Source organism: Pseudomonas sp. LAM2023 (genome assembly GCF_016620375.1).
Taxonomy (GTDB): Bacteria; Pseudomonadota; Gammaproteobacteria; order Pseudomonadales; family Pseudomonadaceae; genus Aquipseudomonas; species Aquipseudomonas anuradhapurensis.
Genome location: NZ_JAENHV010000017.1, coordinates 230,703 through 257,668, shown reverse-complemented (window position 1 = coordinate 257,668; position 26,966 = coordinate 230,703). Strand labels below are relative to the sequence as shown.

The window sequence follows — 26,966 nt, the reverse complement described above, 5'->3', positions numbered from 1 at the left end:
GCTCCTACAGAGGTTGCGTTATCAGTACACATCCCGTCGGTAGCGTCCATCCTCGATCAGTTGCTGCACTACTGCTTCGCCCAGGATGCCATTGAGCGCCGTGTCGACACCCGCCGCCATCCCTTGCAGGCTACCGCAGACATATACACAGGCGCCGTCGTGCATCCAGCGCTTGAACTCATCGGCCTGTTGCCACAACACATCCTGCACATACACCTTCTCGGCCTGGTCCCGCGAAAACGCCAGGTCCAGGCGCGCCAGGTCGCCGCTGGCCAGCCAGCCTTGCAGTTCGTCGCCACACAACAGGTCGTGCGCCCGGTTGCGCTCGCCAAACAGCAGCCAGTTGCGCTGCTCACCTGCATTCACCCGCGCGCGGATCAGGCTGCGCAGGCCGGCCAGGCCGGTGCCGTTACCGATCAGCACCAACGGTGCCGCCGTTTCCGGCAGGTGGAAGCTGCTGTTACGCCGCACCCGCAGGCTCAGCGTGCCGTTCAGCGGCAGGTACTCGGTCAGCCAGCCGGAGCCCAGGCCCAGGTGGCCATCGGCGTGGCGTTCCTGGCGCACGATCAGTTCCAGCACGCCATCGCTGGCGATCGAGGCGATCGAGTATTCGCGGCTGCCGATCGGCACAAGTGCATCGACCAGCGCTTGCGGCTGCAAGCCGACCAGATGCTCGCGATGGGCCGGCAACTGCCGGCCGGCCAAGGCTTGGACGAGGGTTTCAGCCAGGCCGTTCACCTGCACCTTGGCCCCGGCATCCAGCGCCATGCCAGCGAGGAAGGCGTCGATCCGCGGCTGGCGATTGAGTGGCAGGATCTCGACCAGGTCGCCGGCTTCCCAGCTGGCGGGCTGTTGCGGCTGCAGGCCGAGCAGGTACACCGGTTGGCCCTGACTGCCCGGGTTGAGCAGTACCCGGCGCACCAGTGACCAGTTGCCGAAGCTCGGCGGCTGCCAGGCAGCCACTGGCTGGGCGCCAGTCAGTTGCGCCAGTTCCTGCTGCCACTGCTGCAGGGCGGCCTGGTCGGCGTTGTCCACTTCCACCGGGCTGAATGCGCTGCTGGCACCGCGCTCACCCAGCCACGCCTGCAGGCGCCGGGCGAAGCCGCAGAAGTGCGGGTACTGGCGGTCGCCGAGGGCGAGCAGGGCATAGCTGAGGTTGTTCAGCGCCCACGGCTGGCCGAGCACCTTGCGCTCGAACACGCGGGCGCTGTCCGGGGCTTGGCCGTCGCCGAAGGTGCTGACCACGAACAGCGCACGGCGGGCCTGGCGCAAGTCGTTTTCACCCAGTTCGGCCAGGGCGCGCACCTGTACCGCCAGGCCGGCAGCCTGCAACTGACCGGCGCTCTGCCAGGCAAGCTGCTCGGCCAGGCCGCTCTGGCTGGCAAACCCGATCAGCCAGCTGTCGCCGCTGCCATGGCTGTCGGCGACCTTGCCACGTGCGGCGCGCACCTGGCGCTTCTTGCGGCGGCGGTCGAGGTACAGCAGCCAGCCGGTGACGAAGAACAGCGGCATGCTCAGGCTGGCGAGGGTGACGATGATGCGCCCCGGCAGGCCGAAGTATTCGCCGACATGCAGGGCGTAGACGCTCTGCAGCAGTTGCGCCTTGAAGGATTTTTCGCTGTAGCGGTCATGCTTTTTTACCTGGCCGGTGGCCGGGTCCAGCACCAGGGTGTTGAAGGCACGCGGATGGTCGGCGTTTTCCAGCAGGTAGAACAGGTTGGCCGGTTGGCCGCCCACCGGTGGCAGGCGCAGGTTGTACATGGCCAGGCCCGGGCCCGCAGCGTCCTTCAGGTTGGCCCAGATCGCGTCATAGTCGACCACCAGCGGCGGGGCGTTCTTGTCGCTGTGCTGCGGCCCGTGGCGGCCACGGCCTTCGCCACGTTGCTGCTGCTGGCCGCTGGCTGGGGCGTCGGCCAACAGCCGGTTCAGGCCTTCGCGGTACCACTCGTAGGACCAGAACAGCCCGGTCAGGGCGAACAGCAGGTAGAACAGCAGGCACCAGGTGCCGGCCACGGCGTGCAGGTCCCAGTTGAACGCACGGCCCGTCTTGGCCCAGTCGAGGGTCAGCCAGGCGCGCCAGTCCAGCGCCTTGCGCGGCCAGCGCAGGTACAGGCCGGACAGGCAGAAGAACACCAGCATCAAGGTGCAGGCACCGGTAATCTGCCGGCCAGTGTCGCCCATGGCCAGAAAACGGTGCAGGTTGAGCATGAGGTTGAAGAAGCCTTGGCCGGCTGCTTCACCCTTGAGTTCGCCGGTGTAGGGGTCGGCATAGCGCAGCTGGCCACGGCGCTCGCCCGGTGGCGGCGTGAAGAAGATACGTGCGGCATTGCCGTCGCGCACGTCAACCCACAGCATTGCCACCTTGTCGTGTTGCTGGGCCTCCACCCGCCGTACCAGCTCGGCCGGCGGCAGCACGCCTTCGGTGCGCACTTCTACCTTGAGGACATCGGCATTGAAGGCACGCAGCAGTTCGTCCTGAAACGAATACAAGGCCCCGGTAATGCCCATCAAGGCCAGCACCAGGCCGGCGCTGATGCCGAACAACCAGTGCAACTGGAACAGCGTCTTCTTCACCACCTGATCACCTTGTGTTTCTGCCGCATACCGCGCGGCGTGCATTATGCCTTGATACGCGAACGCCCCGCTCACGGCGTGTGAACGGGGCGGGGGCTTATCGGTCATTGGTTGCCCGTGCCGGCCTCTTTACGGGTAATCTCGCTCCCGCCGTTGCTCCACTAAACTCGGGGCTGGTGACACCTGTGGCAGCGGTTTACCCGCGAAGAGGCCAGCACAGATGCATCAACCCCGCCCGGCCATCAGAAGTGCACGCTGGTGGTCAACAGCGCAGTCCGCCCGGCTGCCTGGTTGGCGAAGTGGGTCGAGAACGCCTTGTCGTAGTACACCTCGTTGGTCAGGTTCTGCACGTTCAGCTGCAGGTCGACATTCTTGGTCAGCTTGTAGGCGGCCATGGCGTCGTAGCGCACGTAGCTGTCGACCATCGTGGTGTTGGCCACGTTGCCATACACGTCATCCACGTAGAACGCGCCACCGCCGACGGTCAGCTTGGGCGTAATGGCGTAAGTGGTCCACACGCTGGCACTGTTGTTCGGCGTGTTCGGCAGCTGGTTGCCATCGTTGGCCTTGCCCATCGGCCCGCCGTCGATCTGGCGGGCTTGCAGGTAGGTGTAGCCGGCGAACACCTGCCACTTGTCGGTCAGCTTGCCGCTGGCCGACAGCTCGATGCCTTGGACCCGGGTTTCGCCGACGTTTTCGTAACTGGTGGTGTCCACCTGCACACGGGCGTTTTCCTTCTCGGTGCGGAAGATCGCGGCCGCCAGCGACAGGCGTTCGTCCAGCAAGTCCCACTTGGTACCGATTTCGTAGTTGCTGGTTTCTTCCGGTTCCAGGTCGCTGCTGAGAATGTTGCCGCCGCGGTCAGTGGTGCCTGACTGTGGGTTGGTCTCGGTACCTTCGCCGAGCATGGCGCCAGGCGGAGTCGCGGATGTGGCGTAGGAAACATAGATGCTGCCGTTCTCGGCCGGCTTCCAGACCAGACCCAGCTGGCCGGTGAAGAATTCGCTCTTGTCGCGGCCTTTGAGAGGGACGCCATTCTTGTTCACGCTGGTTGCGCCATTGGCGTTGTAGGTGCGGAAGCGGGTATCGAAGTGGTCGTAACGCAGGCCCATGTTCAACAGCCACTGGGGCGTCAGCTCCAATGTGTCGAACGCATAGATCGCCCGGGTCTTGCCGCTGGTCTTGGTACCGGCGTAGTTGCGCGTGACGGTGCCGTCCCAGGCGTCGTCCGGGTTCGGGTCGCTCAGCGAGGTGCAGCTACCGCCATTGCCGGGCCCGCTGCAGGTGAGCTTGCTGTTGGGCGTGACGGTGTAGCTCTGGCGGTCGGAGTCTTCCTTGCTGAGCTCGATACCGGTGGAAAAGCTGTTCTTGAAACCTGCCACGAAGAACTCGCCGAACAGGTCGGTCTGGTTGGTGGTGGTAGCGGTATTGCCCACACGGCTGTTGGCACGACGCCATACACCGTTGTTGTTCACGTTGCCGGCACTGTCGTCAGGCTGGGTCAGCACATAGTCCTGCATGCTGTTGCCGTGACGCAGGGTGTTCTTGATGGTCAGCGAATCGCTGAGGTCATGCTCGATGGCGATGGTCGCGATATCGGTGCGGGTCTTGCGGAAGTCGCGGCCGGTGAGGCCGTAGAAGTTGTCGCTGTCACCGCCATCGATTGGCTTGCTCGGATGGGCCGAAGTACGCGCGTTGCTGCCGCCAGCCGGAATGCTGTAGGGGATGCCGGAATCCGGCAGGTCGTCGCTTTCCAGGTGGTAGTAGTCGAGGTTGACGCGGGTCGGCGTGCCCAGGCCGAAGGCCAGCGATGGGGCGATACCCCAACGGTCGTAGTTGACCTTGTCGCGGCCGGCGACGTTGCTTTCGTGGGTCATCAGGTTCAGGCGCCCGGCCGCGCTGTCGCTGAACTGGTAGTTGCCATCGAAGGTGTAGCGCTGGGTCTGGTCGCTGCCCCAGGTCCAGGCGCCGTCCAGCGAGTTGCCCAGGTGCGCGCGCTTGCTCACCAGGTTGATGGTGCCACCCGCGGCGCCGCGGCCACCGATGGCAGAGTTCGGGCCCTTGGCCACTTCCACCGATTCGATGGCGAAGATCTCGCGGGTTTGCGCGCCGGTATCACGTACACCATCCAGGTAAGTGTCGCCCTGGGCATCGAAGCCGCGGATGAACGGGCGGTCGCCTTGCGGGTTGCCACCTTCGCCAGCACCGAAGGTGATGCCCGGCACGGTGCGCAGGGCGTCCTGCAGGGTCAGGGCGGTGGTGTCCTTGATCACTTGCTGCGGGATCACGGTGACCGAGCGCGGGGTGTCCACCAATGGCGCGGTGTACTTCTGCGAGGAAGCTTTCTCAACCTTGTAGTCGGTGCTGGCCTGTTCGGCCTTGCCCTGGACGCTGGTGGCATCCAGGGTGATCGCGTTGCTGGCGGCCGGGTCGGCGGCGTAGGCCGTCGAGGCGCTGAGGGCAACGCCGATGGCGGAGGCGATCAGGCGTGGTGAACTCACTGCAGTTGGTACGGATTGGCGCATTGCTCAGGACCTTCCCCAAGGTTTCAAGGCCGCGGATCTTAATGTAAGCAATTAGGAGTCTCAATTGAGATCGGTTACCATTCGCGAATAATTTACAAACTTTACAATTTGCCTTTACGGTTTCATCCGCCTGTAGCGTCTTGCCGGGTGGATAGGGCTTGTGAAGCGCAAAAGGGAATCAATATCATTGGTCCCCCTTTCTGTTGCCAATGGTGCTGACGCCATGCTGCTTCACATCCCCGGCCTGTTCGACGCCGATGAACTGGCCCGTATCCGCGAGGCGCTGGAACAGGCCGACTGGGCTGATGGCAAGATCACCGCTGGCTATCAGTCGGCCAAGGCCAAGCACAACCTGCAGCTGCCGGAAGGCCACCCGCTGGCCAAGGAGATCGGCAGTGCGCTGATCGAGCGCCTGTGGAAAACCCCGCGCTTCATGTCGGCGGCCTTGCCGCACAAGGTGTTCCCGCCACTGATCAACTGTTACCGCGAAGGCGGCAACTTCGGCTTCCACATCGATAATGCCCTGCGCCAGCCCAAGGGCAGCCCGGAGCGGGTGCGCACCGACCTGTCCTCGACGTTGTTCCTCAGCGACCCGGAAAGCTACGACGGCGGCGAGCTGGTGATTCAGGACACCTTTGGCGAGCAGCAGGTCAAGCTGGCCGCCGGTGACCTGGTGCTGTACCCGGGCACCAGCCTGCACAAGGTCAACCCGGTCACTCGTGGCCAGCGTTACGCCGCGTTCTTCTGGACCCAGAGCCTGGTCCGCGAGGACAGCCAGCGCGCCTTGCTGTTCGAGATGGACAATGCCATCCAGCAACTGACTGCCGATGTGCCGGACCATCCTGCGTTGCTGCAGCTGACCGGCACCTACCACAACCTGCTGCGCCGCTGGGCGGAGGTCTGAAACGTGTCCTACCCGTTGCGACGTGAGGAAGTACTGGATGTGGCCGGGTTGCAGGCCATGCTCGAACAGCGTCCTGGCAAGGCCGCCCAGGCGATCCTGGCGGCGGCGGGGCAGGGTGTGGTCGAGGCCCAGTTGCTGCTGGGGCAGATCCTGCTCGACGGGCGGGGTATCGAAACGGATGCCGGCGTGGCCCGGCGCTGGTTCGGCATTGCTGCCCAAGGCGGCAGCGCCATGGCGCACAACATGCTGGGGCGGTGCCTGGAGCATGGCTGGGGCGGCAGCGTAGACCTTGCGCAAGCTGCCATCCACTATGCCCGGGCAGCCGATGCGGGGTTGGACTGGGGGCTCTACAACCTTGGCAACCTGTTGGCCACCGGCCGTGGCGTACCGGCCAACCAGGCGCAGGCACTGCTGTGCTACGAGAAGGCCGCACACATGGGGCATGCCAAGTCGATGAACCTGTATGGGCGTTACCTTGAACAGGGCATTGCCACCGCGCCCAGCCCGGCGCGGGCGGTACGCTGGTATCGGCGTGCGGCCGAGGCGGGGGATTTCCGCGGCATGTTCAGCCTGGGCCTGGTGCTGGTCGAACGCGGGCAGATGGTCGAGGCCGGGCGTTGGCTGGAGCAGGCTCGGCTCGAGGGCAACATGAACTTCCTGCGCAGTGCGCTGGCGACCTTGCAGGGCGCGGGGCCGGTGCTGATGGCTGTTGCGGCGCGCTATGCCGAAGAGATCGAACGGCGCGGGAAATGAGGTTTGGCTGTGCTGGCCGGATCGCCGGCGCCGCACTGCACAAATGAAAACGGGGCCTCGCGGCCCCGTCGTGCATTACAGGTAGTAAGCCTTCAGCGGCGGGAAGCCGTTGAATTCCACTGCGCTGTAGCTGGTGGTGTAGGCACCGGTCGACAGCCAGTACAGGCGGTCACCGATTGCCAGGTTCAGCGGCAGGCCGTACTTGTAGTGCTCGTACATGATGTCGGCGCTGTCGCAGGTCGGGCCGGCGATGACCACTTCTTCGGTTTCGCCTTTTTTCTCGGTCCAGATCGGGAACTTGATCGACTCGTCCATGGTTTCGATCAGGCCGGAGAACTTGCCCACGTCGGTGTAGATCCAGCGCTCGACGGCGGTGCGCGACTTGCGCGCCACCAGCACCACTTCGCTGACCAGGATCCCGGCGTTGGCAATCAGCGAACGGCCCGGCTCGAGGATGATTTCCGGCAGGTCGTCACCGAAGTCTTCCTTGAGGAAGCGGATGATTTCTTCGGCGTAGGTTTCCAGGCTGTTGGTACGGGTGATGTAGTTGGCCGGGAAACCGCCACCCATGTTGATCAGCTTCAGCTCGATGCCGTCTTCGTCCTTCAGGCGTTCGAAGATCACCTTGACCTTGGCGATGGCGGCGTCCCACACGCTGATATCGCGCTGCTGCGAGCCCACGTGGAAGGAGATGCCGTATGGCACCAGGCCCAGGTCGCGGGCGAGGATCAGCAGGTCCATGGCCATGTCGGTCTGGCAGCCGAACTTGCGCGACAGCGGCCAGTCGGCAGTGGTGGAGCCTTCGGTAAGGATGCGCACGTACACTTTCGAACCCGGTGCGGCCTTGGCGATGTTGCGCAGGTCGGCTTCCGAGTCGGTGGCATACAGGCGCACGCCCTTCTCGTAGAAGTAGCGGATGTCCTTGGACTTCTTGATGGTGTTGCCGTAGCTGATGCGGTCGGCGCTGACACCGCGGCCCATTACCTTGTCCAGCTCGTAGATCGAGGCGATGTCGAAGCTCGAACCTTTATCCTTGAGCAGGTCGATGATCTCGACGGCCGGGTTGGCCTTGACCGCGTAGTACACCTTGGCGAACTCGAAGCCGGCGCGCAGGTCGTCATAGGCCTGGCTGATCATCTGGGTATCGATGAGTACGAACGGGGTTTCCTGCTTGTCGGCGAACGCCTTCATCTTCTGGAAGGTGTCACGCGCGAAATAGTCTTCGACCTGGATCGACATGCTCAGGGACTCCATGGGCAAACTGAAAGATTAAGTGGCTGCAAACTGAACGTCCTCCGTATCCCCACTTTGGTTCGCCTACTCAGTACTTGAGCCGGATGGATCGTTTCCAGCATGGACGTTCGGCGCGCACTTTAGGGCGTGAAGAATGCAGAATCAACAGGCAATCCGGGCGTGATCGACGCGGATCGACGACCAGCCATTTGAATAACCGACTCGTGTGACCGGCTGATGTTCCCCAGCGTGTTTCAAACGTAAAAAATAGTGGAATGGAATGCGTTGGCTCCTTCGCGGGCACGCCCGCTCCCACAGGCATCTCGCGGTTCCTGTGGGAGCGGGCATGCCCGCGAAGGGGCCTCAGGTGTTCATATTTATGGCCACATTTCCCTGGCACTGCCGTGCATGAAAAAGACGATAAATTTTTTGTTACCGACTGGCGGAATTGCCGTTCTTGATGAGAAACATTACTATTCGCACCCTCATCCGCCTCCCTGACGACCACCGACCGTGTCCGGACCCAAAGGCTTCCTAGACCACTACCATGAGCTGATCGGCACCTGGACGCGCAAGCTGCGCAGTCGTCAGCAGGCCGAGGACCTCGCCCACGATGCCTTCGTCCGGGTCCTGGAAAGCCCGGGCGAGCAGGTCGAGCAGCCACGCGCCTACCTGCACCAGACCGCACGCAACATTGCCGTGGATGGTTTTCGTCGCGAGGATCGGCGCCAGGCCCTGGAGCTGCAGGCCTGCGACGAAAGCCCGGCCGGCGGTGGCGACCCCGAGGCCTACGTGCACGCCCTGGAACTGGCCGACAGCGTCGAGCGGGCGCTGGCCGAGCTGCCGCTCAACTGCCGCCAGGTGTTCATCTGGCAGAAGCTCGAAGGCCGCACCCAGGCGGAGATCGCCGCGCGCATGGGGTTGAGCAAGAACATGGTCGAAAAGTATATGATCCGCACGCTCCGGCATCTGCGTGAGCACCTGGATGTGTCGGCATGATGAGTCAGGAGGCCTTTTCGATGGAACAGCACGGTAGCGAAACCGTCCGCGAGCAGGCGGCCGCATGGTTCGCCCGCGTGCAGGATGCGCCGCGGGATGCCGGGCTGCAGGTGCAGTTGCGGGCCTGGCTGGAGGCTGACAGGCAACACCGTGACGAGTACGAGCAACTCGCCCGCCTGTGGCACGCCGCCGATTTCATCCCCCGCCAGCGCCTGGAAGCGCTGGCCCGGCCAGCCCCGGTACCCCAGTTGCCACGGCGGCGCCTGGTGCGCATGGCGTTGGCCGCCACGCTGGGCGCCGTGGCGGTGGGGCTGGGCTGGGGCGGCTGGCAGTACCAGCAGCTCAATCACCAAGGCAGCCTGCAAACCGCCTTCAACGAACGCCGCCAGGTCGAATTGCCGGATGGTTCCTACCTTGAACTCAACGGCAGCAGCCATGTGCAGGTCGCGTTCAGCGCCGGCCAGCGTCATGTCCGGCTGATGGCGGGCGAGGTGATGTTCACCGTCGCCCACGACAGCGGCAGGCCGTTCGTGGTCGACACTGCCCAAGGCCGCGTGACGGTCACCGGTACCCGTTTCGACGTCCGTCAGGATACGGCCAGCACCCGCGTGGCGGTGGAGCAGGGTTCGGTGCGCGTGCAGGGCAAGGGCGCTTCGCTGGCACAGCTTACCGCTGGCCAGGGCTCGCACATCGACGCCCAGGGCCAGGTGGCTGCGCCCTATGCGGTGAATGCCGCCGCGCTGACGGCCTGGCGCCAGGGCAAGCTGGTGTTCGACAACGCCACCCTGGCCGACGTGGTGGCGGAAGTTTCCCGCTACCGCAGCCAGCCGCTGCGGGTCGCCCCCGGCAAGGTTGCCCAGCTACGCCTGTCCAGCACGTTCCGCACCGACGACAGCGACGCCTTGCTGCGCGCCTTGCCGAGCATCCTGCCGGTGGCCATCAAGGCCCATGCCGATGGCTCCAGCGAAATAATCGCGAAATAGATTCAGGTTTTTTTCCGCTCGTTCGTCTTCCCCGCCAGCTGCAACTGCCAAGCATTTCCATTTGCATGCAATTGGCGTTTATTCGGTTTTCCAGGAAGTTTCGACGACGTGAACAACAACAAGCCCTTCCCACGCTTGCGCGCCCTGGCCCTGACCCTGGCGGTCAGTGCCGTGGCCGCCGGCAGCCAGGCCGCAGAAACTGGCAACACCATCCAGATCCAGGCACAACCGTTGGCTTCGGCACTGAACCAGCTGGGTCAGCAGAGCAACCTGCAGCTGTTCTTCAGCCCCGAGCTGGTGACCGGCAAGCAGGCCCCGGCGGTGTCTGGCCAGCTGACGCCCGAGCAGGCGCTGCAACAGTTGTTGCAAGGCAGCGGCCTGACCTATGAAATGTCCCAGGGCACCGTGGTGCTCAAGGCGGCCCAGGCCGATGGCACTGCCACGCCTGGCAGCCTGGAGCTGGCGCCCACCGACATCAAGGTGGTGGGTGACTGGCTGGGCGATGCCCAGCAGAGCGTGGTGCAGAACCACCCCGGTGCGCGGACCGTGGTGCGCCGCGAAGCGATGGTGGAGAAGGGCGCGATGAACGTGCGCGATGTGCTGCGCGGCATCCCGGGGGTACAGGTGCAGGACTCCAACGGCACCGGCGGCAGCGACCTGTCGCTGAACGTTGGCGTGCGTGGCCTGACTTCGCGGCTGTCGCCGCGCTCCACGGTACTGATCGATGGCATCCCGGCCGCTTTCGCGCCGTACGGCCAGCCGCAGCTGTCGATGGCCCCGATTTCCTCGGGCAACCTCGACAGTATCGACGTGGTGCGTGGTGCCGGCTCGGTGCGTTATGGCCCGCAGAACGTCGGCGGGGTGATCAACTTCGTGACCCGGGCGATTCCGGAAAAGCCTTCGGCAGAGCTGGCCACCACCCTGGAAACCTCCCAGCATGGCGGCTGGAAGCACACCGAGTCGGCGTTCGTCGGCGGTACGGCGGACAACGGCATGGGCCTGGCGCTGCTGTACACCGGGGTAAATGGCAACGGCTACCGGGAAAGCAACAATGGCAATGACATCGATGACGTCATCCTCAAGACGCACTGGGCGCCCACCGAGGTCGACGAGTTCTGGCTCAATTTTCATTACTACGACGGCCGTGCCGACATGCCGGGCGGCCTGACCCAGGCCCAATACGACAGCAACCCGTACCAGTCGCTGCGCGACTACGACTACTTCGCTGGCCGGCGCAAGGATGTCTCGTTCAAGTGGCAACGCCAGCTCGACGAGGCCACTCAGTTCGAAGTGCTGACCTACTACACCGACAGCTTCCGCGGCAGCGCCATTGCCTCGCGGGACATGAAGACCCTGTCGACCTACCCGCGCAACTACCATACCTTCGCCATCGAGCCGCGGCTGTCGCGCATCTTCTTCGCCGGGCCGACCACCCAGGAAGTCAGCGTGGGTTACCGTTACCTGAAGGAAGCGATGCGCGAACAGTCGACGCGCCTGGGCCTGGTCGACAACGTGCCGACCCCCGTGCCGGGCTCCGACGGCCATGTGTTCCAGGACCGCAGCGGCGGCACCGAGGCCAGCGCCTACTATATCGACGACAAGATCGACGTGGGTAACTGGACCATCACCCCCGGCCTGCGCTTCGAGCACATCAATACCGACTGGCGCGACCGCCCGGTGCTCGGTGCCAACGGCAAGCCGGTGGCGGAGAAGAAGCGCAGCATCACCAGCAACGAACCGCTGCCGGCGCTGAGCGTGATGTATCACCTCTCCGATGCGTGGAAGCTGTTCGCCAACTACGAGACCTCGTTCGGCAGCCTGCAGTACTTCCAGCTGGGCCAGGGCGGTACCGGCAACAGCACGGCCAATGGCCTGGAGCCGGAAAAGGCCAAGACCTACGAAATCGGTACGCGCTATGACAATGGCGGTTTTGCCGGTGAGCTGACGGCGTTCTACATCGACTTCGACGATGAGCTGCAGTACATCAGCAACGACGTGGGCTGGACCAACCTGGGCGCGACCAAGCACCAGGGTATCGAGGCCTCGGTGCGCTATGACCTGGCCGGGCTGGACCCGCACCTGGACGGGCTGTCGGTGAGCGGCGGCTACACCTATACCCGCGCGACTTATGAAGGGGACATTCCCGGCTTCAAAGGCCGTGACCTGCCGTTCTATTCACGCCAGGTGGCCACCGCCGGGGTGCGCTATGCCGTCAACCGCTGGACCTGGAACCTGGATGCCTATGCGCAATCCAGGCAGCGCGCGCCGGGAACCGGGATCAATGCCGATGGCAGCTTCAATGGTGACTACATCACCGAGCCGAGTGCCGATGGGCAGTATGGCGACATTCCCGGCTATGTGACCTGGCATGCCCGTGGCGGCTACGAGTTCGGGCCACAGCTGTCCAACCTGAAGCTGGCGGCGGGGGTGAAGAACCTGTTCGACAAGCAGTACTTCACCCGCTCCAGCGACAACAATGCCGGCCTCTATGTGGGTGAGCCGCGGACCTTCTACGTGCAGGCCAGTGTAGGGTTCTGATCGGCATTGCCGGGGCCGCTTTGCGGCCCACCGCGACACAAGGCCGCGCCTACAGGAGATCGCATTCCGCTGTAGGCGCGGCCTTGTGTCGCGATGGGGCGCAAAGCGCCCCCAGCGTTCAGGAAGTCACCACCTCAGCCGGCGAGACAATGCTGGTCTTGGCCCCGCGCGAGCGCCCCGAACTCAGGTAAGCCGCAATCGACTCTTGGGTCACCTCACCCAGGAACACCTGCCCGGCATCCAGCACCGGCAACCATGCCCGGTTGTACTCGTACATCCGCGACAACAGGATACGCAGGTGCTCGTCATGTGACGCCGTGGCATTGAAGGGCCGCAGGAACTCGCCACAGCTGCCCTGCTGGCGATGCATGTCGCGCCGGCGCACATAGCCCAGCGCCTTGTTCTGCCCGTCGGTCACCACCACATAACGGCGGTCGTGCTCGTCGAGCAGTTCCAGCGCCTCGCCCACCGGGGTTTCCGGGCTCACCGATGGCGCGTTGTCCGCCGCATCCTCGGCCCGCACCAGCAGCAGGCGCTTGAGGGTGCTGTCCTGGCCGACGAAATTGCTCACGAACTCATCCGCAGGATGGGCCAGCAAAGTGTCCGGGTGGTCCAGCTGCAACAGCTTGCCGGCACGGAAGATGGCGATCTTGTCGCCCAGCTTGATCGCTTCGTCGATATCGTGGCTGACCATGATCACGGTCTTGTTCAAGGCCCGCTGCATCTCGAAGAATTCGTTCTGGATCAGCTCGCGGTTGATCGGGTCGACCGCACCGAATGGCTCGTCCATCAACAGCACCGGCGCTTCGGCAGCCAAGGCACGGATCACGCCGATACGCTGCTGCTGGCCGCCGGACAGCTCGCGCGGGTAGCGCTGCAGGTACTGCTTGGGCTCCAGCTTGATCATGTGCATCAGCTCGCGGGCGCGTTCGTGGCACTTTTGCCGGTCCCAGCCGAGCAGGCGCGGGACCACGGTGATGTTCTCCTCGATGGTCATGTTCGGGAACAGGCCGATCTGCTGGATCACGTAGCCGATGTGTCGACGCAGGGTCACTTCGTCCAGCCCGGTGGTGTCTTCGCCATTGATGAACACCTGGCCAGAGGTGGGCATGATCAGGCGGTTGATCATTTTCAGCGTGGTGCTTTTGCCGCAGCCCGAGGGGCCGAGGAACACGCAGATCTCGCCTTCATTGACGGTGAGGCTTACCGAGTCGACGGCTTTGACGTCCTTGCCGTTGACGTTGAAGGTTTTGCTGAGGTTCTTCAGTTCGATCATGGGCGCAGTCCTTCTGGAGTCAGGGCACGTTGCAGGGTTTGCAGGAGCAGGTCGGCGACGATCGCCAGCAGGCTGACCAAGACCGCACCGACCAGCAGCATCGACATGTCGCTGCGGCTGATGGAGGTGAGGATGAGCACGCCCAGGCCGCCAGCGCCGATGGTGGCGGCAATGGTCATGACGCCAATGTTCATCACCACGGCGGTGCGCACGCCGGCGAGGATCACCGGCACCGCGATGGGCAGCTCGACCATGCGCAGGCGCTGGCCGAAGGTCATGCCGATACCGCGCGCGGCCTCGCGAATGCCGGGTTCGACGTTGGTCAGGGCGAGGTAGGTGTTGCGCAGGATGGGCAGCAGCGAATAGAGGAACACGGCGGTGATCGCCGGCAGCGGCCCCAGGCCCTGGCCGAACTTCGAGTAGAACGGCAGCAGCAGGCCGAACAGGGCGATCGAGGGGATGGTCAGCAGCACCGTGGCGCTGGCTTGCAACGGCCCGGCGACGGCGGGGAAGCGGGTCATCAGGATGCCCAGTGGTACGCCGACGAGGATGGCCAGGCCCACGGCGACGCCCACCAGCATGATGTGCTGCCAGGTGAGCTGCAGCACCTGGGCCCAGTCCAGGTGGCTGAAGGTATTGATCAGGTTCATGGCTGGCCCTCGCTGTTCAGTGGGTGCTCACGCAGGAAGGCCGCCGCCACGGAGGAGGGGTTCTGGTGTTCGACATCGACCTTGGCGTTGAGCTGGCGCATGGTTTCATCGTCCAGTTGCTCGGCCAGTGGCTTGAGCAGGCCGGCCAGTTGCGGGTTGGCGTCGAGCACGGCCTTGCGCACCACCGGGGCGGCGGTGTAGTCGGGGAAGTAGTGCTTGTCGTCTTCCAGCAGCTTGAGCTTGAACGCGTTCAGGCGGCCGTCGGTGGTGTACACCAGGCCGGCGAACACCTGGTTGTTGTGCATGGCGGTGTAGACCAGGCCAGCGTCCATCTGGCGAATGTTGGCGCGATCCACTTGCAGGCCGTACATGGCCTTCAGGCCGACCAGGCCATCCGGGCGGTTGGCGAACTCGGTGTCCAGTGCCACCAGGTGCTGGCGGCTACGTTCGCTGCGCAGCACCTGGTTGAGGTCGCTGATCGAATTGATCTGCGGGTAGGCCTCGGCGACCTGGCTGGGCAGGCCAAGCGCGTAGGTGTTGCTGAACTTCGACGGGGTCAGCCAGATCAGCCCCTTCTGCGCATCCAGTTGCTTGACCTTGGCATAGGTTGCGGCAGCACTGGGCATGCGTTGCTCGACGTGGTTGTACGACACCAGTGACACACCGGTATATTCCCACATCAGGTCGAGCTGGCCGGTTTCCTGGGCCTGGCGCGCGATATTGCTGCCCAGGCCGCCGGTGACACGCACGTCAAAGCCATTGGCGCGCAGGTATTGCGCAGTGATTTCGGCGAGTACGGTCTGTTCGGTGAACACCCGCGCGCCGATGCGGATCAGTGGTTTTTCTGCCGCTTGGGCAAATCCTGCGAACAGCAGGGCCGCGCCCAGCAGCAAGGCGATTTTCTTGTTCATCGGTTCCCTCTCGTTATCCGGCCAGGCCGCGTTCCAGCCAGCGTTTGCTGGCGAAGCTCACCGCAGCGTCCAGCGCCAGTGCCAGCAGCGCGGTGCAGGCGGCACCCAGCAGCAGCTGCGGCTGGTTGTTCAGGGCGATGCCGGGGAAGATCAGGCTGCCCAGGCTGTTGGCGCCGATCAAAAAGGCCAGCGGTGCGGTGCCCACGTTCAACGCCAGGGCCACGCGCACACCGCCGACGATGATCGGTACGGCATTGGGCAGTTCCACCTGCCACAGTTGCTGGCGCGGGGTCATGCCGATGCCGGTGGCGGCTTCCTTGAGCGAGGCGGGGACGTTTTTCAGGCCCTCGTAGGTGTTGCGTACGATGGGCAGGAGCGAGGCGAGGAACAGGGCGAAGATTGCAGGCCCGGCGCCGATGCCCAGGATACTCAGGGCGATGGCCAGAACGGCCAGGGGAGGGATGGTGTTGCCAACATTGAACAACTGCATGAAGCGCTCGGCCTTGTCGACCCGTTGCGGTCGACTCAAGGCAATGCCGGCGGGGATGCCCACGGCCAGCGCCGCCGCCATCGAAGCCAGCACCAGTACCAGGTGCGCTTGCAGGTAGAACCCGAGATCGTCGCGATAACGGGCGATCGTGTCGATGCCGATCCAGTGGACCAGCAGGGCCAGGATGACGAGCACGGCGGCCCATCCCAACAGCCCTTTTCCGTAGCGTTCAGCCACAGGCGGACTCCTTGTGTAGTCGGCGAGCACACTTCTTGATAGCCGGCCAGTCCTGGCGGCGGGTGGTGTGTTCGCGAGTAGCAGCGTGACGCATGCCGAAGGCAGCGATCAGGCCATGAGCCGAACCCCGTCGGGTCCGAAAATGCTGATGAAACCAGTCCCCAACCGAAGCGGGTTACGGGGGAGTGGACGTCTCCGAAGGGATAAAGGTTCCCATGGAAAGCGGCATGTGGCCAGCCCGGGTTGCCCCGACGTGCGCTCTTTCCTTGTGCCAATCGCTCGTCCATTGGGTTTGGATACGAGGCCTGTGGGATACCCGTGGGCATTTATTTCAAGGAGCCAATCTGATGCTTGTTCATAACTATGATCGATCTTTCGTTGCACATGTCGCATGCACCACACCGGAGTTCGAGGGCTACCTGGATTGCGCCAAGCTCTCCGAACGGGAGGGCCAGGCAGCGCGCATAGCCGATGATTTTCTAGTGGTTTCCTCGCTGCTGGGCAGAGAGCCTCATCGTTTCTGGTTCCGTTGCATGGTGGACGAGACCCGGGGGCGTCGCTACTACGACATTCAGTCCTGGAGCCGGCGCACCGGTCGTGATTTCAATTCCAGAAAGCGCTACCTGGATCGTGACGGCAATGGCTACGCTTGCCTGTATGACACAAAGGTCAGCGACGACAGGTTATGGAAGGTGATGACACGCAACGATCAAGGGCAGTTTGTCAGCATGGATCAGGACCTGCACGCGGGTGACAAGCTGGCCGTGCGCATCTGGACCCGCACCACCAACATCCAGTTGTGCGCGATGGGCCGGATGGACGTGCTTGATCATTGGTTTGCCTACGGCTGTGCCGGCACGGGCGAACCGCTCGACCTGGAAGTACAGATCACCGACATCGGCGAAGAATTGCTGGACGACCATTGATCCGCAACCGGCATGCGGCTTCGATGGGGGGCATGCCGGTGCTTTGGTCTGCCTGCGGTTTCGGGTATAATCTTGGCCCTTTTTGATCCCCAGTCAGGCGATTTCCCATGACCAACCAGGCCGCCGAAGTCGCGAAGCGCCGCACTTTCGCAATCATTTCCCACCCCGACGCCGGTAAGACCACCATCACCGAGAAGCTGCTGCTGATGGGCAAGGCCATTGCCGTCGCCGGTACCGTGAAGTCGCGCAAGTCTGACCGCCACGCCACTTCCGACTGGATGGAGATGGAGAAGCAGCGTGGCATCTCCATCACCACCTCGGTGATGCAGTTCCCGTACCGCGAGCACATGATCAACCTGCTCGACACCCCCGGCCACGAAGACTTCTCGGAAGACACCTACCGCACCCTGACCGCGGTGGACTCGGCGTTGATGGTGCTCGACGGTGGTAAGGGTGTAGAGCCGCGTACCATCGCCCTGATGGACGTGTGCCGCCTGCGCGACACGCCGATCGTCAGCTTCATCAACAAGCTCGACCGTGACATCCGTGACCCGATCGAACTGCTCGACGAGATCGAAGCCGTACTGAAGATCAAGGCCGCGCCGATCACCTGGCCGATCGGTTGCTACCGCGACTTCAAGGGCGTGTACCACCTGACCGGCGACTATATCGTGGTCTACACCCCGGGCCACGGCCACGAGCGTACCGAGGCCAAGATCATCCAGAAGCTGGACTCGGACGAAGCCCGCGCCCACCTCGGCGACCAGTACGACGCGTTCGTCGAGCAGCTGGAGCTGGTGCAGGGGGCCTGCCACGAGTTCAACCAGGACGAGTTCATCAACGGCCAGCTGACCCCGGTGTTCTTCGGTACCGCGCTGGGCAACTTCGGTGTCGACCATGTGCTCGATGCGGTGGTCGACTGGGCGCCGCGCCCGCTGAGCCGGGTCGCCCACGAGCGCACCGTGGAGCCTGTGGAAGAGAAGTTCAGCGGCTTCGTGTTCAAGATCCAGGCGAACATGGACCCGAAACACCGCGACCGCATCGCCTTCATGCGCATCTGCTCCGGCAAGTACGAGAAGGGCATGAAGATGCGCCACGTGCGTATCAACAAGGACCTGCGCATCGGCGATGCGCTGACCTTCTTCTCCTCCGAGCGTGAGCAGCTGGAAGAGGCCTACGCCGGCGACATCATCGGCCTGCACAACCACGGCACCATCCAGATCGGCGACACCTTCACCGAAGGCGAGGCGCTGGGCTTCACCGGTATTCCGCACTTCGCCCCGGAACTGTTCCGCCGTGTGCGCCTGAAGGACCCGCTGAAATCCAAGCAGCTGCGCCAGGGCCTGCAGCAGCTGGCCGAAGAGGGGGCGACCCAGGTGTTCTTCCCCGAGCGCAGCAACGACATCATTCTCGGTGCGGTCGGTGTGCTGCAGTTCGACGTGGTCGCCAGCCGGTTGAAGGAAGAGTACAAGGTCGAGTGCGCCTACGAGCCGATCACCGTGTGGTCGGCTCGCTGGATCACCTGCGACGACAAGAAGAAGCTCGAGGAATTCCAGAACAAGGCCATGGAAAACCTGGCCATCGACGGTGGCGGGCACCTGACCTACCTGGCGCCGACCCGGGTCAACCTGTCGCTGATGGAAGAGCGCTGGCCGGACATCAAGTTCCGCGCTACCCGAGAGCACCACTGATTTCGCAAGCTTGCTCCTGATTTCCAGGGCCTGCTCCTGCCCCTTGTGGGAGCGGGTTTACCCGCGAATGCGTCGGTAAACTAAACATCGCATTCGCGGGTGAACCCGCTCCCACAGGGACCGTGTTACGGTCGAAATCAATTCCCTGCCTTGATACTGGTCCAGATCCGCGTCCGGATACGGTCGATCTTGGCCGGCATCGCTTGCAGCGCATACAACTTGCCCATCACGTCGTCGCTCGGGTAGATCATCGTGTTGCTCTTCAGCGCCGGGTTCACCAGTGCGTCCGCCTCGCGGTTGCCGTTGGCGTACTGCACGTGATTGCTGATGTTGGCCATCACCTCTGGCTGCAGCAGGTAGTTCATGTAGGCATACGCAGCCTTCTCGTCCGGTGCATCGGCTGGCATGGCGACCATGTCGAACCACATCGGCGCACCTTCCCTGGGGATCGAGTAGCCCACTTTCACCCCGTTGTTCGCTTCTTCGGCACGGTTCTTCGCCTGCAGTACATCCCCCGAGAAGCCCACCACCACGCAGATGTCGCCATTGGCCAGGTCACCGGTGTACTTCGAGGAGTGGAAGTAGCTGATGTACGGGCGCACCTGCATCAGCAGCGCCTTGGCCTTGTCGTAATCCGCCGGGTCCTGGCTGTGGTGCGGCAGGCCGAGGTAGTGCAGGGCGATCGGCAGCAGTTCGGGGCCGTTGTCCAGCACCGCGACGCCGCAGCTTTTCAGCTTGCTCATGTATTCGGGCTTGAAGATCAGGTCCCAGGAATCCACCGGCGCATTGTCGCCAAGCACGGCCTTGACCTTGTCGATGTTGTAGCCGATGCCGGTACTGCCCCACAGGTAGGGGAAGCCGTACTGGTTGCCCGGGTCGTTGACTTCCAGTGCCTTCAGCAGCACCGGGTTGAGGTTGTGCCAGCCGGGCAGTTGCGCCTTGTCCAGGCGCTTGAGGGCCTTGCCCTGGATCTGCCGGGCCATGAAGTGGTTGGAAGGGAACACCACGTCGTAGCCGGAGTTGCCGGTCATCAACTTGCCATCGAGTGTTTCGTTGCTGTCGTACACGTCGTAGGTGGGTACGATGCCACTGGCCTGCTGGAAGTTCTTCAGCGTGTCGGGGGCAACATAGCTGGACCAGTTGTAGATCTTCACCGTTTCGGCGGCGCTGGCCACGCTGGCAGCCAGCATCAGGGGGGCGAGAAGGTGCGTGCGCATGTCGGGTTTACCTTGCTTTGTCTGTTGTTATCGAAGGCAGGCGATCAGCGGATCAGAAGATAAGGACGTAGGTCTTGCGCACCGTCTCCTGGATGTCCCAGGTGCCGGTGCTGTTGGCCGGTAGCATCAGTGCGTCTCCGGCTTCTATATGCAGCGGCTCGCCGTCGTCGGGGGTGAAGGTGCAGCGGCCCTTGATGAAATGGCAGAACTCCTGCTGCACGATTTGCCGACGCCAGCGCCCGGGGGAGCACTCCCAGATGCCGGTCTCGACGCCGTCGTTGCGAGCCACACAGGTGACCGAGGTCACTGCCACGGGGTCGCCGAGGGGGACCGCGACCGGACTGGAACTGTCGAGCACGGCGATGTCGGTGTTCTTGAACTGGGTGATGCTCATGACCGCTTGATCCTGTGTCGGGTGATGGGAAATCAGTGCATGAAGCCTTCCATGAAGTCCGCCAGCGCGCCGGCCAGACGCCGCCGCCAGGGCGCGCTGGCGGGGTTGGCGAGGGTACGGTCCTCGTGGACGAAACTCTGGATGATCGCGTTGTAGCCCAGCCAGCGGCAGGGCTCGGCGGGCCAACTGGCCAGGCTCGACAGCGGGCGGTTGTCGAGCACCCAGGGTTGCCCGGTCAGTTCGTTGTGCTGGTTGAGGATCAGCGCCGCCAGGGTGCGCCCGCCGAGGTTGCTGGCGCCGACGCCTTCGCCACCGTAGCCACCGGCCAGGGCGATGCCACGCTGGCGGTCGCAGAGCATGTGTGGACGAAAACGCCGGGCCATGCCCAGGTTGCCGCCCCAGGTGTGGGTGATGCGCACATGCTTCAGCTGCGGGAACAGCTCGCTGAACAGGTAGCGGCGCAGTTCGACTTCGTGTTCGCCAAGGGTGAAATTTTCTCGCAGGCGGCCGCCGAAGCGGTAGCCGCCACGCGCACCGAACACCAGGCGGTTGTCGGCCGTGCGTTGGCCGTAGGTGACCTGGCGGCTGCTCTCGCTGAAGGCCTGGCCCTGGCTCAGGCCGATCTGTGCCCAGGTGGCCTCTGGTAGCGGTTCGGTAGCCACCAGCAGGCTTTGCACCGGTAACTGGTGTTTGTCCAGTGGCGGCAGGGTGACGGCATAGCCTTCCACGGCAGGTACGGTCCACTGGCAGCGGATACGTGCCAGCGGGGTACGCACCTCACCGGGCTGCCAGTCGATGGCCGGGGTATTTTCATAAAGCTGCACGCCCAGCGCTTCCACCGCCCGAGCCAGGCCGCGCACCAGCTTGGCCGGCTGAATGGTGGCGGTGTGCGGGCTGTAGATGGCGCCATAGGCGTTGCTGACCCGCAGCTGGGTGTCCAGTTGCTCGGGGCGCAGCCAGCGGTAGTCGTCTTCGGTCATGCCCTGGCGGTACAGGTCGTCCAGATAAGCGCGCAGGCTGCGCTCCTGCTCCGGATAACGCGCGGCGCAATACAGCACGCCGCCCTTGCGGTAGTCGCAATCGATGCCTTCGCGTTGCAATACGCGGTGCACTTCATCGGGGATGCCGTGCAGCAGGTCGATGCTGGCCCGGCGCTGCTGCGGCGACAGGCTGGCCAGCAGGCGGTCTTCACCGAGCAGGTTGCCCATCAACCAGCCGCCATTGCGCCCCGAGGCGCCGAAGCCGGCGATGTTGGCCTCGATCACCGCGATGTTCAGCTGTGGTGCCTGGCGCTTGAGGTAGTAGGCAGTCCACAGCCCGGTGTAGCCGGCGCCGAGGATGCACACATCGACTTCGAGGTCCTGGCGCAGGGCCGGGCGCGCGCACAGTGGCTCGTCGAGCTGGTCCATCCACAGGCTGAGCGTGCGCAGGGGTTGCATCGGGTTTTGCTCCACATCCGTCGAGGTCTGTGGGCGATGCTAGTCGTGTCGGTCGGCGCCTGTCTTACGTGCGTGCACGCAGGGAATTTTGCTTCAGATAGGCCTTGGGAGTCAGGCCGGTGTGTTCGCGGAAACACTTGTAGAACGCCGAGAGCGAGTTGAAGCCGGCGTTGAACGCCAGGTCATCGATCGTCGCCTCGACGCTGTCGTGGTCGAGGCTGGCCATCAGGTGTTGCAGGCGAGCCTGGTTGACGTAGCGGTAGAAGCTTTGCCCGAGCACCTGGTTGAGCAGGTAGGAAATCTGGTTGCGGCTATAGCCACTCGCGTCCGCCACCTGTTGCAAGTCCAGTTGCGGGTCCAGGTAGGGGCGCTGGCGCTGGAAGTAGTGCTCCAGGTCCTGGGCCATGGTCGACAGCTGCCGCGGTGACAGGCCCAGGCGGCTGGTGGCCGGGCGCGGGCCGCTGCTGGCCAGGCCGTTGCCGTTCTGGCGCACCAGGGTGGCGTACTCGTTGACCTGCCAGATCAGGCCGTCCTTGACGGTAATCGCCTCGCTGGACTGGAACGCCACCAGGCCGTCGCCGCCCTGCACCGTGACCTGGTACTGGATGAACGCCGTGTTGCCGTCGACGCGGATGCGGTCGCTGTGGACGATGTCTTCGCCGGCTTCATGGGGCAGGCAGGCGCGTACGTAGTCGCGCAGTTCCTGGTAGCGGAGCACGCGGTTCTGGAAAAAATCGTGGTAGTGGATGTCGGGGTGGTAAAGCGCGATGACGCCGTCGAGGTCACGGTGCTTCCAGCACAGGTGGTAGCGCAGCACGGTGTCGGCGGTGAGCGAGGTCTGCTCGGGGCCGTCGGGGAGGGTGGTGGCGGTCATGAGGCCGATAGTGCATTGCAGAACACCCAGGTGCAAGGGTGGGGATCTGGCATATTGCATGGTTCTGGCAAGCGGCTTGGGGAGTAAGCCTTTGATTCGGTTGGGTGTGATTCTTTGACAAGGATGGCATGGCAAGTGCACCGAACTGTTCAACATCGAACAAGGAGAAAGGCCATGCGCTCGATACTGCTGTGGATGATTGGGGTGCCGATTCCGGTGATTATCCTGATCTGGTTGTTCATGCATTGAGAATTCAGGGGGCCGCTTTGCGACCCTTTCGCGACACAAGGCCGCTCCTACAGGATGAGGTGCGCCTCATTTGTTGGACAAAAAATCCAACCTAGGGGCGCAGTTCAGGAGATCGCGGTCCCTTGTAGGAGCGGCCTTGTGTCGCGAAAGGGCTGCAAAGCAGCCCCGGCAATCCAAGGGCTAAAGAAACTGCTCGGCATAATGACAAGCCACCTGCCGCGTACCCACCTGCCTGAACGCCGGCACCTCCTTGGCACAGCGCTCGGTCGCATACGGGCAGCGCTTGTGGAACGCGCACCCGTCCGGTGGATTGAGCGGGTTGGGCAGCTCCCCGGCAATGCGGATCTTCGGTTTCAGCGGATCAGGATGGATCGCCGGTGTCGCCGACAGCAGCGCCTGGGTATACGGATGCAGCGGCTTCTCGTAGATGTCCTCCTTCGGCCCCATTTCCGCCGGTCGGCCCAGGTACATCACCAGCACCTGATCCGCCACATGCCGCACCACTGCCAGGTTGTGCGAGATGAACACATAGGCGGTGTTGAACTCCTTCTGCAAGTCCATGAACAAGTTCAGCACCTGGGCCTGGATCGACACGTCCAGCGCGGAGGTCGGTTCGTCGGCGACCAGCACCTTGGGTTGCAGCATCATCGCCCGGGCCAGGGCAATACGTTGGCGCTGGCCACCCGAGAACATGTGCGGGTAGCGCTGGTAATGCTCGGGGCGCAGGCCGACCTGTTCCATCATCTTCTGCACCTTTTCGCGCCGCTCGGCCTTGCTCAGCGAAGTGTTGATCAACAGTGGCTCGGCGAGCTGGTCGCCAATCTTCTGCCGCGGGTTGAGCGAGGCGTAGGGGCTCTGGAACACCATTTGCACGTCGCGACGCAGTTGCTTGCGTTCGGTTTTGCTGGCGCCTTTCACCTCGGTGCCGGCGATCTGCAGCGAGCCGGACGACGGCTCTTCGATCAGGGTCAGGGCGCGGGCCAGGGTCGACTTGCCACAGCCGGACTCGCCGACCACGGCCAGGGTCTTGCCCGCCTCCAGCTCGAACGACACGCCATTCAATGCACGCACCAGGGCATGGCCCTTGAACAGCCCGCGGGAGACTTCGTAATGCCGGGTAAGCTCCCGGGCGGAGAGAACGACGGCCATTACGCCACCTCCTGGTTCAGCGGGTAGAAGCAACGTGCCAGGCTGTTGGCCTGGGGATCGAGGGGGGGGCGCTGGTGCCGGCAGTTGTCCTGCACGTAGGGGCAGCGCGGCGACAGCAAGCATCCCGCCGGGCGGTCGTAGCGACCGGGGACGATGCCGGGCAGGGTAGCCAGGCGTTCGGCACCGATGCTGTGCTCGGGGATCGCCGCCAGCAGCGCTTCGCTGTAGGGGTGGGCGGGCACGTCGAACAGCTCTGGCACCTGGCCGACTTCCACAGCCTGGCCGGCGTACATCACGCACACCCGCCTGGCGGTTTCGGCTACCACGGCGAGGTCATGGGTAATCAGGATGAGCGCCATGTTGCGCTCCTTCTGCAGGTTGACCAGCAGCTCCATGATCTGTGCCTGGATGGTCACGTCCAGCGCCGTAGTCGGTTCGTCGGCGATCAGCAGCTTGGGTTCGCCAGCGATGGCCATGGCGATCGCCACACGCTGGCTCATGCCGCCGGACAATTGATGCGGGTAGGCGTCCAGGCGGCTTTCCGCCGCCGGGATCTCGACTTTCTTCAACAGCTCCAGGGCCCGCTGGCGCGCGGCCTTGCCCTTCAGGCCCAGGTGCTGGCGCAGCACTTCCTCGATCTGGTAGCCCACGGTGTAGCTGGGGTTGAGCGCGGTCATCGGGTCCTGGAAGACCATGGCGATGTCCTTGCCCACCACCTTGCGCCGCTGGCGCCCGCTGAGCTTGAGCATGTCGGTGCCATCGAAGGTCAGTGCGTCGGCGGTGATGCGCCCGGGGGCGTCGACCAGGCCCATCAGAGCCATCATGGTGACCGACTTGCCCGAGCCGGATTCACCGACGATGGCCAGGATCTCGCCGGCTTCCACCGCCAGGTCCAGGCCATCGACCACCGGTACGGCATTGGCGTCGCCGAAGCGCACGTTCAGGTTGTTGATCTGCAACAGTGACATGGCGTTCTCCTCAGGCGGCGTTCTTGAGTTTCGGGTCCAGCGCATCGCGCAGGCCGTCGCCCATCAGGTTGATTGCCAGCACACTGAGCAGAATGGTCAGGCCGGGCAGGCTCACCACCCACCAGGCGCGCTCGATGTAGTCACGGGCCGATGCCAGCATGGTGCCCCACTCGGGGGTCGGTGGTTGTACACCGAGGCCGAGGAAGCCCAGGGCGGCGGCGTCGAGAATGGCCGAAGAGAAACTCAGGGTGGCCTGCACGATCAGCGGTGCCATGCAGTTGGGCAGCACGGTGACGAACATCAGCCGTGGCAGGCCGGCACCGGCCAGGCGCGCGGCGGTGACATAGTCGCGGTTCAGCTCGCCCATCACGGCGGCGCGGGTCAGGCGCACATAGGAGGGCAATGAAACGATGGCGATGGCGATCACCGTGTTGATCAGGCCAGGGCCGAGGATGGCAACGATGGCCACTGCCAGCAGCAGCGAGGGCAGGGCCAGCATCACGTCCATCAGGCGCATGATCGACGGGCCGAGCAGTTGCGGGAAGAACCCTGCCAGCAGGCCCAGGAGGATGCCCGGGATCAGCGACATCACCACCGACGACAGGCCGATCAGCAGCGACAGCCGCGCGCCCTGGATCAGCCGCGAAAGCAGGTCGCGGCCCAGCTCGTCGGTGCCGAGGATGAACTGCCAGCTGCCGCCTTCCAGCCATACCGGCGGGGTCAGCAGGAAGTCGCGGTACTGCTCGCTCGGGTCGTGCGGGGCGACCCACGGCGCGAACAGCGCGCAGAACACCACCAGGCACATGAAGGCCAGGCCCATCACCGCGCCTTTGTTGCGCGCGAAGGCTTGCCAGAATTCTTTGTACGGCGAAGGGTAGAGCAGGCTCTGGTCCACCGGGCTGGCCGGTGTGACGGATTTCGGAATCGGGCTAGTCATGGCGAAGGCCTCAGCGCTGATGACGGATGCGTGGGTTGGCCAGGCCGTAGAGGATGTCCACGACGAAGTTGACCAGGATCACCAGGCAGGCGATCAACAGGATGCCGTTCTGGACCACGGGGTAGTCACGGGCACCGATGGCTTCGATCAGCCATTTGCCGATGCCCGGCCAGGAAAAGATGGTTTCGGTCAGCACCGCACCGGCCAGCAGCGTGCCGACCTGCAGGCCGAACACGGTCAGCACCGGGATCAAGGCATTGCGCAGGCCGTGCACGAACACCACGCGGGCTGGCGACAGGCCTTTGGCGCGGGCGGTACGGATGTAGTCCTCGCGCAGCACTTCGAGCATCGACGAGCGGGTCATGCGGGCAATCACCGCCAACGGGATGGTGCCGAGCACGATGGCGGGCAGGATCAGGTGCATCAGCGCGTCCTTGAACGCGCCTTCCTCGTCGCTGAGCAGGGTGTCGATGAGCATGAAGCCGGTTTTCGGCTCGATGTCATAGAGCAGGTCGATGCGCCCGGATACCGGGGTCCAGCCCAGGCTTACCGAGAAGAACATGATCAGGATCAGGCCCCACCAGAAGATCGGCATGGAGTAGCCCGCCAGGGAAATCCCCATCACCCCATGGTCGAACAGCGAACCGCGCTTGAGCGCGGCGATCACCCCGGCCAGCAGGCCGACGATGCCGGCGAACAGCAGGGCGGCGAAGGCCAGTTCGAGGGTAGCCGGGAACAGGGTGAGAAACTCGTGCCAGACACTCTCGCGGGTGCGCAACGATTCACCCAGGTCGCCCTGGGCCAGCTTGCCAACGTAGTCCAGGTACTGGACCGGCAGCGGCTTGTTCAGCCCCAGACGCTCCATGGCCTGGGCATGCATTTCGGGGTCGACCCTGCGCTCGCCCATCATCACTTCCACCGGGTCGCCGGGGATCAGGCGTATGAGCGCGAAGGTCAGCAAGGTGATGCCGAAGAACGTCGGTATCAACAGGCCAAGGCGCCGGGCAATAAAACTCAACATTGTCGGGGTTACCTCATCAGGCCGTGGG

At 64.0% G+C, this 26,966-nt stretch carries 22 protein-coding genes; 7 read left to right on the top strand and 15 right to left on the bottom strand.

The window, feature by feature from the left end:
* Positions 1 to 21: 21 nt before the first annotated feature.
* A complete protein-coding gene (locus JKP78_RS11130; protein ID WP_200626666.1) occupies positions 22 to 2,577 on the bottom strand; it encodes a PepSY domain-containing protein in 2,556 nt (851 codons plus the stop codon).
* 239 nt (positions 2,578 to 2,816) lie between these two features.
* Positions 2,817 to 5,099 carry a TonB-dependent receptor gene (locus JKP78_RS11125; RefSeq protein ID WP_170028361.1) on the bottom strand — a complete coding sequence of 761 codons (2,283 nt, stop codon included), beginning with the start codon at positions 5,097 to 5,099 and terminating at the stop codon, positions 2,817 to 2,819.
* A 223-nt stretch (positions 5,100 to 5,322) separates the two neighbouring features.
* On the opposite strand from JKP78_RS11125, the gene JKP78_RS11120 reads away from it, so the two are divergent.
* Both JKP78_RS11120 and JKP78_RS11115 read left to right on the top strand, forming a co-directional pair.
* Positions 5,323 to 6,003, top strand: coding sequence for a Fe2+-dependent dioxygenase (locus tag JKP78_RS11120; RefSeq protein ID WP_170028362.1), 681 nt, complete (start codon positions 5,323 to 5,325; stop codon positions 6,001 to 6,003).
* A 3-nt stretch (positions 6,004 to 6,006) separates the two neighbouring features.
* On the top strand, positions 6,007 to 6,756 hold the full coding sequence (locus JKP78_RS11115; protein ID WP_186686253.1) for a tetratricopeptide repeat protein: 750 nt from the start codon (positions 6,007 to 6,009) through the stop codon (positions 6,754 to 6,756).
* 75 nt (positions 6,757 to 6,831) lie between these two features.
* Here the strand turns inward: JKP78_RS11115 and JKP78_RS11110 are convergent, their stop codons facing one another.
* Positions 6,832 to 7,995: a type III PLP-dependent enzyme gene (locus tag JKP78_RS11110; protein ID WP_170028364.1), complete on the bottom strand. Its 1,164-nt coding sequence runs from the start codon at positions 7,993 to 7,995 to the stop codon at positions 6,832 to 6,834.
* Between the two features lie 507 nt (positions 7,996 to 8,502).
* On the opposite strand from JKP78_RS11110, the gene JKP78_RS11105 reads away from it, so the two are divergent.
* The 3 genes from JKP78_RS11105 to JKP78_RS11095 all read left to right on the top strand — a co-directional run bounded on the left by JKP78_RS11105 (position 8,503) and on the right by JKP78_RS11095 (position 12,509).
* The gene (locus JKP78_RS11105) at positions 8,503 to 8,988 is read left to right on the top strand and encodes a sigma-70 family RNA polymerase sigma factor (protein ID WP_186686252.1); all 486 of its coding nucleotides are present in this window, start codon (positions 8,503 to 8,505) and stop codon (positions 8,986 to 8,988) included.
* Between the two features lie 20 nt (positions 8,989 to 9,008).
* Entirely contained in the window at positions 9,009 to 9,971 is a 963-nt protein-coding gene (locus JKP78_RS11100) for a FecR family protein (RefSeq protein WP_200626665.1), read from the top strand.
* Between the two features lie 108 nt (positions 9,972 to 10,079).
* Complete coding sequence (locus tag JKP78_RS11095) at positions 10,080 to 12,509, top strand: TonB-dependent siderophore receptor (protein WP_200626664.1); 2,430 nt, start codon at positions 10,080 to 10,082, stop codon at positions 12,507 to 12,509.
* A 118-nt stretch (positions 12,510 to 12,627) separates the two neighbouring features.
* Here the strand turns inward: JKP78_RS11095 and JKP78_RS11090 are convergent, their stop codons facing one another.
* From JKP78_RS11090 to JKP78_RS11075, 4 genes are read right to left on the bottom strand one after another with little or no spacing between them, the layout of a single operon-like run.
* Positions 12,628 to 13,785 (bottom strand): osmoprotectant ABC transporter ATP-binding protein OsmV, encoded by a 1,158-nt coding sequence (locus JKP78_RS11090; RefSeq protein ID WP_200626663.1) that lies wholly within the window; start codon positions 13,783 to 13,785, stop codon positions 12,628 to 12,630.
* Positions 13,782 to 14,435 (bottom strand): ABC transporter permease, encoded by a 654-nt coding sequence (locus JKP78_RS11085; protein ID WP_200626662.1) that lies wholly within the window; start codon positions 14,433 to 14,435, stop codon positions 13,782 to 13,784. Before JKP78_RS11085 ends, JKP78_RS11090 begins: the two co-directional genes overlap by 4 nt.
* A complete protein-coding gene (locus JKP78_RS11080) occupies positions 14,432 to 15,346 on the bottom strand; it encodes a glycine betaine ABC transporter substrate-binding protein (protein WP_186686244.1) in 915 nt (304 codons plus the stop codon). Before JKP78_RS11080 ends, JKP78_RS11085 begins: the two co-directional genes overlap by 4 nt.
* Before the next feature lie 13 nt (positions 15,347 to 15,359).
* Positions 15,360 to 16,073: an ABC transporter permease gene (locus JKP78_RS11075; protein WP_186686243.1), complete on the bottom strand. Its 714-nt coding sequence runs from the start codon at positions 16,071 to 16,073 to the stop codon at positions 15,360 to 15,362.
* A gap of 347 nt (positions 16,074 to 16,420) precedes the next feature.
* Here JKP78_RS11075 and JKP78_RS11070 point away from each other — a divergent pair, with 347 nt between their 5' ends.
* Together JKP78_RS11070 and JKP78_RS11065 are read left to right on the top strand one after the other, a co-directional pair.
* Positions 16,421 to 16,999, top strand: a complete 579-nt coding sequence (locus tag JKP78_RS11070) for a hypothetical protein (protein WP_186686241.1) — start codon at positions 16,421 to 16,423, stop codon at positions 16,997 to 16,999.
* 107 nt (positions 17,000 to 17,106) lie between these two features.
* Entirely contained in the window at positions 17,107 to 18,690 is a 1,584-nt protein-coding gene (locus JKP78_RS11065; RefSeq protein WP_170028373.1) for a peptide chain release factor 3, read from the top strand.
* A 137-nt stretch (positions 18,691 to 18,827) separates the two neighbouring features.
* On the opposite strand, the gene JKP78_RS11060 is transcribed toward JKP78_RS11065, so the two are convergent.
* The 8 genes from JKP78_RS11060 to JKP78_RS11025 form a co-directional block, all read right to left on the bottom strand.
* Positions 18,828 to 19,907 carry a polyamine ABC transporter substrate-binding protein gene (locus tag JKP78_RS11060; RefSeq protein ID WP_200626661.1) on the bottom strand — a complete coding sequence of 360 codons (1,080 nt, stop codon included), beginning with the start codon at positions 19,905 to 19,907 and terminating at the stop codon, positions 18,828 to 18,830.
* 52 nt (positions 19,908 to 19,959) lie between these two features.
* A complete protein-coding gene (locus JKP78_RS11055) occupies positions 19,960 to 20,301 on the bottom strand; it encodes a cupin domain-containing protein (RefSeq protein WP_186686237.1) in 342 nt (113 codons plus the stop codon).
* A 32-nt stretch (positions 20,302 to 20,333) separates the two neighbouring features.
* Complete coding sequence (locus tag JKP78_RS11050; protein ID WP_200626660.1) at positions 20,334 to 21,740, bottom strand: NAD(P)/FAD-dependent oxidoreductase; 1,407 nt, start codon at positions 21,738 to 21,740, stop codon at positions 20,334 to 20,336.
* 64 nt (positions 21,741 to 21,804) lie between these two features.
* The gene (locus JKP78_RS11045) at positions 21,805 to 22,614 is read right to left on the bottom strand and encodes an AraC family transcriptional regulator (protein WP_200626659.1); all 810 of its coding nucleotides are present in this window, start codon (positions 22,612 to 22,614) and stop codon (positions 21,805 to 21,807) included.
* Positions 22,615 to 23,043: 429 nt separating this feature from the next.
* Complete coding sequence (locus JKP78_RS11040) at positions 23,044 to 24,012, bottom strand: peptide ABC transporter ATP-binding protein (protein ID WP_170028378.1); 969 nt, start codon at positions 24,010 to 24,012, stop codon at positions 23,044 to 23,046.
* A complete protein-coding gene (locus JKP78_RS11035) occupies positions 24,012 to 24,980 on the bottom strand; it encodes an ABC transporter ATP-binding protein (RefSeq protein WP_200626658.1) in 969 nt (322 codons plus the stop codon). The genes JKP78_RS11040 and JKP78_RS11035 overlap by 1 nt, the downstream gene beginning before the upstream one ends.
* A gap of 10 nt (positions 24,981 to 24,990) precedes the next feature.
* Positions 24,991 to 25,917, bottom strand: coding sequence for an ABC transporter permease subunit (locus JKP78_RS11030; RefSeq protein WP_063911340.1), 927 nt, complete (start codon positions 25,915 to 25,917; stop codon positions 24,991 to 24,993).
* A gap of 10 nt (positions 25,918 to 25,927) precedes the next feature.
* Positions 25,928 to 26,938: an ABC transporter permease subunit gene (locus JKP78_RS11025; protein WP_170028381.1), complete on the bottom strand. Its 1,011-nt coding sequence runs from the start codon at positions 26,936 to 26,938 to the stop codon at positions 25,928 to 25,930.
* Positions 26,939 to 26,966: the final 28 nt, after the last annotated feature.